This is a genomic window from Pseudoalteromonas sp. Isolate6 (genome assembly GCF_022398435.1).
Lineage (GTDB): Bacteria > Pseudomonadota > Gammaproteobacteria > Enterobacterales > Alteromonadaceae > Pseudoalteromonas > Pseudoalteromonas galatheae.
Genome location: NZ_JAKEVK010000230.1, coordinates 1 through 6,914, shown reverse-complemented (window position 1 = coordinate 6,914; position 6,914 = coordinate 1). Strand labels below are relative to the sequence as shown.

The following is a 6,914-nucleotide window of genomic DNA, read 5'->3' as shown; positions in this document are numbered from 1 at the left end:
TAGTATGAATTTTCTATAGCCGTATATCCGTCTGTATATAACTAAAAAATTAGTGCAAATAACAAAACAGCGCTTTCTTTTTTTTAACCATGAGTTTACTTTCACTAGCCATCAGCTTTTTATTAACAGCTGAACAACAAGTTAGAAACTAGGGAAACATTATGACAAACAACAAAAACTTTAAGCGCGCTGCACTAAGCGTCGCAGTGAGTGCATTATTCACAGCGACTGCAGTTACAGCCGCACCATCACAATCAATTGGTCAAGATACTGCACTTGCAGCAACAGCACAAAAGCTATCATCGCAAAGCACACTTGGTACGCAATTCATTATTAAATACAAAGATGCGGGTTCTCAGATGATGAGCCTAGCTGCAGAAGATCTACAACCAGCAAAAATGCAACAACGTGCAGAAAGTTTTGTACAAGGCTTCAAGAGCAGCAAAGCAAAAGCACAATACGTACGTCCAATGGCGTTAAGTAACCACCACGTTATGCGTGCTGACAAAAAACTTTCAGCAAAAGAAGCACAAGCATTCATGAACGACGTAATGGCTTCTGGTAATGTTGAATACATCGAAATCGACCAAATGTTAAAGCCATTTGCAACACCTAATGATCCTCGTTATAGCGATCAGTGGCACTACTTTGAAGCCGCGGCTGGTATTAATGCCCCTGCTGCGTGGGATAAGGCAACAGGGCAAGGTGTAGTGGTTGCGGTATTAGACACAGGTTATCGCCCACATGTGGATTTAGATGCCAACATTTTGCCTGGCTACGACATGATCTCTAATACCTTTGTTGCTAACGATGGCGGCGCACGTGACAACGATGCTCGCGATCCTGGTGATGCGGTCACTCGCGGTGAATGTGGAACAGACTCTTCAGGTCAACCTTCACCACGCGCTGATCAAGATTCAAGCTGGCATGGTACGCACGTAGCAGGAACTGTTGCTGCTGTCACAAATAACGGTGAAGGGGTAGCTGGTGTTGCTTACGATGCTAAAGTAGTGCCTGTGCGTGTTCTTGGTAAGTGTGGTGGTTTAACGTCTGACATCGCTGACGGTATCATTTGGGCATCTGGTGGTTCTGTATCTGGTGTGCCAGCGAATGCTAACCCCGCTGATGTTATCAACATGAGTTTAGGTGGTGGTGGTGCATGTAGTGCAACCACACAAAATGCAATCAACCAAGCACGTAACAACGGTACGGTAATTGTTATTGCGGCAGGTAACGACAACGACAACTCAGCAAACTACAATCCTGGTAACTGTAATGGCGTTGTAAACGTAGCATCTGTGGGTCGTGATGGTAGCCGTGCTTACTACTCAAACTATGGTGCAAACATCGATGTTGCCGCTCCTGGTGGCGCACAAAGTTTTGCAAATGACCCTGAAGGTATCTTGTCTACGCATAACTCAGGCTCTGGTGCACCTTCAAATGATAGTTACCACTACTCACAAGGTACGTCTATGGCGGCACCTCATGTTGCAGGTGTTGCTGCGCTAATCAAACAAGCAAAACCATCAGCTACGCCTGACGAAGTAGAAACTATCTTGAAAAATACTACACGCAGCTTTGCGGGTAGCTGCTCTAACTGTGGTACAGGTGTTGTTGATGCAGCCGCTGCGGTAAATGAAGCTTTAGGCGGCGTGGTAACTCCACCTACAGGCAATGCGCTTGAAGATGGTGTAGCAAAAACAGGCCTAAGCGGTGCCGCTGGCAGCAATCAGTTTTTCACTTTTGACGTACCAGCTGGAAAAACCAATGTGACTTTCACAATGAGTGGTGGTACCGGTGACGCTGACATGCATGTAAAGCGTGGAAGCCAACCAACTTCAAGTAGCTATGATTGTCGCCCATATGAAGATGGTAATGCCGAAGTTTGTAGCTTTGACGCGCCTCAAGCTGGTACATATCACATAATGATAAACGGTTACCAAGCTTATTCTGGAGTGAGCTTAGTTGCTGCAACTTCAGGATCGAGCACAAGTGCTCCACAAGCTGGTGGCGGTACAATTGAAGATATTTCAGCTTCAAGAGGTCAGTGGGTTCACTACACTATCGAAGTGCCTGAAGGCATGAGCGACTTCACCGTGAAAACATTTGGTGGCTCAGGTGACGCTGACTTATTCGTTAAGTTTGGCTCACAACCTACAGCAAGCAGCTATGACTGTCGTCCATATGAAGGCGGTAATACTGAAACATGTGTAATTACCAACCCACAAGCTGGTACATGGCACCTGAGCGTTAATGCTTACCGTGCATTCTCAGGTCTAACGCTAGACGCACAGTATAAGCCATAAGCAAAATTAAGTAGGCCCTTAATTGAGTCTTCCTTCCCCAATGAGAGGCCGCGTTTGCGGCCTCTTTTAATTATTCCTGGGTTCAACTTGCAGTAGTCGAGATAAATCTCGACCTACAAAACAGCTTGTGTGAGCGAGTTTACTTTGCGATCTTTTAACTGCTCGCCGAGTGAAGCGGCTCCTACCATAGTGTTCGCCTATGGGAGCAAGTTACCCGTGTAGGAGCGAGTTTACCTCGCGATCTCTTGACTGCTCGCCACATAAAGTGGCTCCTACCATAGTGTTCGCCTATGGGAGCAAATTACCCGTGTAGGAGCGAGTTTACCTCGCGATCTCTTGACTGCTCGCCACATAAAGTGGCTCCTACCATAGTGTTCGCCTATGGGAGCAAATTACCCGTGTAGGAGCGAGTTTACCTCGCGATCTTTTAACTGCTCGCCGCGTGAAGCGGCTTTTACATTTTTGCTTGCAGTAGTCGAGATAAATCTCGACCTACGGCACAATCCTGATTACTGCAAGCCTAAAGTGCCTCTGATCTCCCTCATTTTCTCTTTAAGACTTTGCTGGATTTGCTGCACTTGCTCATGTGAGCTATTAACCTGACCTTTCATGCTGTCCATAGCGTGGCCAAAGGTATCTAGTAGATCTGATTGCTGATTGGCAAGGTCCATTGCATGGGCAGCGACTTGGTTGGCGCTTTGTGCGCTATCTGCCACACCTTCTGAATTACGTTTCAACTCTTGTGCATGTACGGTTTGCTGCTGTGCCTCATCTGCCAAGGCCGAGATTTGTGTCGATACTTTGTTTGAGTTATCACTCAAAACATTTAATTGCTGATGAATATCAGTCAGTGAAGCTTGTGTTTGCTGTGCAAGCTTTCGTACTTCGTCCGCAACTACTGCAAATCCACGCCCATGCTCACCTGCGCGCGCTGATTCAATTGCGGCATTAAGTGCAAGTAGGTTAGTTTGTTCTGCAATGGAGCTGATCATATCAATCACTTTACTCACATCTGAAACACCATTAAGCAATTCATTTAAGCTCTCTAATCCCTGCTCTACCCGCTTTTGCGTGGTCGATGAAGCGCTCAACATAGAATCCGCATAGGACACACTTTGTGTCATTGCTTCAAAGGTGTTGTTAGCATTGTCGGCAACTTGTGCATTAATTTGATTGGCATCCGCCCCAAGCGCTCTGAGCGAGTCGAGCTGCGCTTGGTTTTGTTCCACTTGCTCAAAGGTATCTCCAGCTTGTGCTGAGATCTGCGCCAAGTTAGTGTTCATCTCTTCCATAAAGGTATTGATCACACTCAGCATTTCTGAGCGTTCGTCCGCTTCTGCTCGCTGCCTATCGATTAACTGATTAAAGTAACTCGCAATTTCGCCAATTTCGGTATCTTGGTTTTTACTTTCAATATTGCGTAACTCATTACTTTCTATCAACTGAGCAAAGCCATCGCGTAGTTGTCTTAGCGGCGTTAGTACTTGATTAAACTGCACAAAATATACACCACCAGCTAAGAGTACGAGTAACCCAATTGCCACACCAAAGAGCATAAATACATTAGTTTTGACGGCGGCCTGCTCTGTTATTAAAGTCGTTTCTGCTTGCAGAATATTCTCTGAAATCGCTTTAATATCACCTCGCAGTGCCAGCATGCCTGCTTGGCGCTGTTTGGACTGCTGTAAGGTATTTTCTAAGTCGCGAGCATAACGTTTTGGCCAGCTCACAAGCTCCGCTTTTATTTCTAGCGCTAAGTCTTCAGCTTGTGCACCTAAAAATAGCTCATCTTCATCTACCTCACTCATTACTCCTAAGTTTTCGAGTTGATCTATTCGCGCGGCAATATCCTGCAACCGACCTAAGCTCAACATCAAGCTTTGTTCAGTTTGCTGCTCATAAGCCATGACTAACTGATAAGTATATAAACTCAAATTCGAGACTTCGCTAAAGTAGTCTGAGGCGAGATTAAAATAAGATTCTTTAGCGGCACTATCTTGCGCTGTAATTGCATACTTTACGAGACTTGATGCTGAACCCGACATTTGCCGGAGCGCATTATCCAAAAGCGCAAGTTCGTTACCTGAAAGCTTGCCAAGTGCCCGGTATTTGCCTGCAATGTCTTGTTGTAGCTGTGTGAGTTTGGCTTCAAGTTGTTCAGCAAGTGCTGGTGGTAACTGTTCCACACTTTGCTGTAGCGTTTTGATTTGTTCATCGGCCTGACTTAAATATTGGCTATCACCCGCACTCAGGTAATCTTCAACTGTGCCCTCAAGCTCAATAATCACCGCATTTTTAACTCGATTGTAAGCGGCGTCTTGCACATCAAGTTCGGTTAAGACTTGGCTTGCCCAAAACAGACTCGCCCCAAGTAGAATACTCGCAGTGGTTAATAAAATTGCCAACAACCGAGTAAATGTAGACACGCGCATAGAATCACAACCCCTTTATCAAAATGCTCCGCAAGAGTATTAAGGATTTATGACAACTTGATTAAATCTGGTTACCTTTTCTGTACAACCGCGCAAAACCATACTTTTTACGTATATCCATCTAGATATCTGCTGAACAAATTTAGAGCAGGCATTGGTATGCTATTTCATCGCAGCGTTTACATAGACGTCAAAGCGATTTTTCTTGGTTTTTATTTGCATACTTGGCGTTTGAGCATTTAAAAAGCCAGCGTAGTCTGGACGTTTTACCACCACCCTTTTTGTGGCTAACTGCAAAGCAAAAGGTAAAAGTGCATCCGCATCTAAGTCGTTGCCAACTAAGTCTTGAAATACCCGCATTTCTTTTTTCACTTGCGCCGATTTTTCACGATGTGGAAACATAGGATCAAGATAAACTACATCTGGACGCCAACCTGCTTGCTCTAGCAAGTCATGGCTAGAACCAAACTCTAGTCGCATGGTTGACCTTACCCACTCGCCAATTTCAGCATCTTCATAGGCGCGTTGCAAACCGTCATATAACAATGCTGCGACTACCGGATTACGCTCATGCAATACAACGTTACAGCCCATAGACGCAAGCACAAAAGCATCACGTCCAAGCCCTGCTGTCGCGTCTAATACCGTAGGCACTGCCCCTTTGTTTAAGCCGACAGCTTTTGCAATTGCTTGCCCTTTACCACCACCAAACTTGCGTCGATGAGCGACTGCACCTGTCACAAAGTCAACACGAATAGCGCCGAGCTTTGGTTCGTCTTTTTTAAGTAATTGTAGGCCTAACTCGTCATAAACCAATTGAAACTCCGCCTCATTAATATCTAGCGCAGATAAGTTAAAAAGCTTAGTTAGCGTATCTAGGTAGGATCTGTTTTCTTCAAAAGGGGTGTGAATATACAAGCTAAGCTCCCAAAGGTTACCAACCGTGGCAGTATACCGCTTTCCCTATCTAGTGTCTTTGATTATCCAACGGCTTAGAACAGCTCGATATCAGCCTGTGATGCCACTTCGTCCTCACCCCAAGGCTTTGCTATTTTATTTAAACTCTCAATAAGCTGCTGACGTACCTCTGTTACCTCGCCTAGCTTATATTTAATTATGGTTAGCTCATCGCTCAAATAAGTAAAATGCTCGTAGAGTTCTTGCAATCGCTCTCTTTCACTTGGTTCTAAGTTAGCAAGCTTGTCACTTTCAAGTACAGCTTGGAACTCGGCCACTTTACCGCTGTAATGATCGCCAACGCCGCTTAAATGATCGCTCAGCTCAGCAAATACCTGCCCGATATGTTCCACTTTATTGAGCGCATCTTCACTAACTTCCATATCCTTGATTTTGGCATCAGTCGCTTCCAGAATGTGCGGAAACAAATCTTTATAACGACCATACACCGCAACATCATCCACTGGCATATTCTTAATCAGCAAAGAAACTTTAGAGTAGTTAATAATGGTCCTGCGCCCAAAATCAACAAAGCGGCTGCCATCTTTATGCTTCTCAAACAATTCTTGCTCTATCGGTTGGATCGCCCCCTCGCTAGAGTAAAACATCGCATCTTGGTGATACCAAAAAGCCACTGCAACATCGAGCTCCATCGGCATAAAAAATTCTAAAAAATGAGTGCTCAAGGTATTGAGGTCATGTGCATGATACGATTGCCCGACATACCGCATTATGCGTCCCATATCACCAGAGTCGGTCATGGCGATTTCAGCCGTGGTTTGGGCACGCTGTACATCTTGCTTGAGCTGCGAAGAAGTCTTTCTGTAGTCATCAAGAACATTAATACGCGCCAGCAACTCTTCAGCATTAAAAGGCTTGACTATGTAGTCAGCAGCGCCCGCGTTATAACCCCGCATCCGCTCTGAAATATCGGCACGAGAGGACAAAAACATAACCGGGATCTCAGTGGTTTCCTCAAGTTTTTTTAGTTGCTTACATACTTCAAAACCTGATACTCCAGGCATTTCAACGTCAAGCAAGATGATATCTGGGCGATATTTTTTAGCTAATCGTAAGCCTTCCTCACCATTTTTCGCGTGTAATATTTTGCACGTACGCGCTAACGCTTCATCAACAACGTGGTGAACGAGCTTGTCATCATCAATGGCAAGAACCAGTTTTGTCATGTGGCTTTCCCTATTAATTCATATCTTTATAG

General features: G+C 45.0%; 4 protein-coding genes. 1 reads left to right on the top strand and 3 read right to left on the bottom strand.

Annotated elements, in window-relative coordinates:
* Positions 1-161: 161 nt before the first annotated feature.
* Positions 162-2,306, top strand: coding sequence for a S8 family peptidase (locus tag L1D50_RS20220; protein WP_138524733.1), 2,145 nt, complete (start codon positions 162-164; stop codon positions 2,304-2,306).
* A 509-nt stretch (positions 2,307-2,815) separates the two neighbouring features.
* On the opposite strand, the gene L1D50_RS20215 is transcribed toward L1D50_RS20220, so the two are convergent.
* The 3 genes from L1D50_RS20215 to L1D50_RS20205 form a co-directional block, all read right to left on the bottom strand.
* Positions 2,816-4,738, bottom strand: coding sequence for a methyl-accepting chemotaxis protein (locus tag L1D50_RS20215; protein ID WP_138521398.1), 1,923 nt, complete (start codon positions 4,736-4,738; stop codon positions 2,816-2,818).
* A gap of 162 nt (positions 4,739-4,900) precedes the next feature.
* Entirely contained in the window at positions 4,901-5,656 is a 756-nt protein-coding gene (locus L1D50_RS20210) for a class I SAM-dependent methyltransferase (RefSeq protein ID WP_128727615.1), read from the bottom strand.
* Positions 5,657-5,730: 74 nt separating this feature from the next.
* Positions 5,731-6,882 carry a response regulator gene (locus L1D50_RS20205; protein WP_128727614.1) on the bottom strand — a complete coding sequence of 384 codons (1,152 nt, stop codon included), beginning with the start codon at positions 6,880-6,882 and terminating at the stop codon, positions 5,731-5,733.
* Positions 6,883-6,914: the final 32 nt, after the last annotated feature.

Excerpts from the sequence above, each read along its gene's own strand:
- L1D50_RS20220 (WP_138524733.1), top strand. The coding sequence starts at position 162 with ATGACAAACAACAAAAACTTTAAGCGCGCTGCACTAAGCGTCGCAGTG.
- L1D50_RS20215 (WP_138521398.1), bottom strand. The coding sequence starts at position 4,738 with ATGCGCGTGTCTACATTTACTCGGTTGTTGGCAATTTTATTAACCACT.
- L1D50_RS20205 (WP_128727614.1), bottom strand. The coding sequence starts at position 6,882 with ATGACAAAACTGGTTCTTGCCATTGATGATGACAAGCTCGTTCACCAC.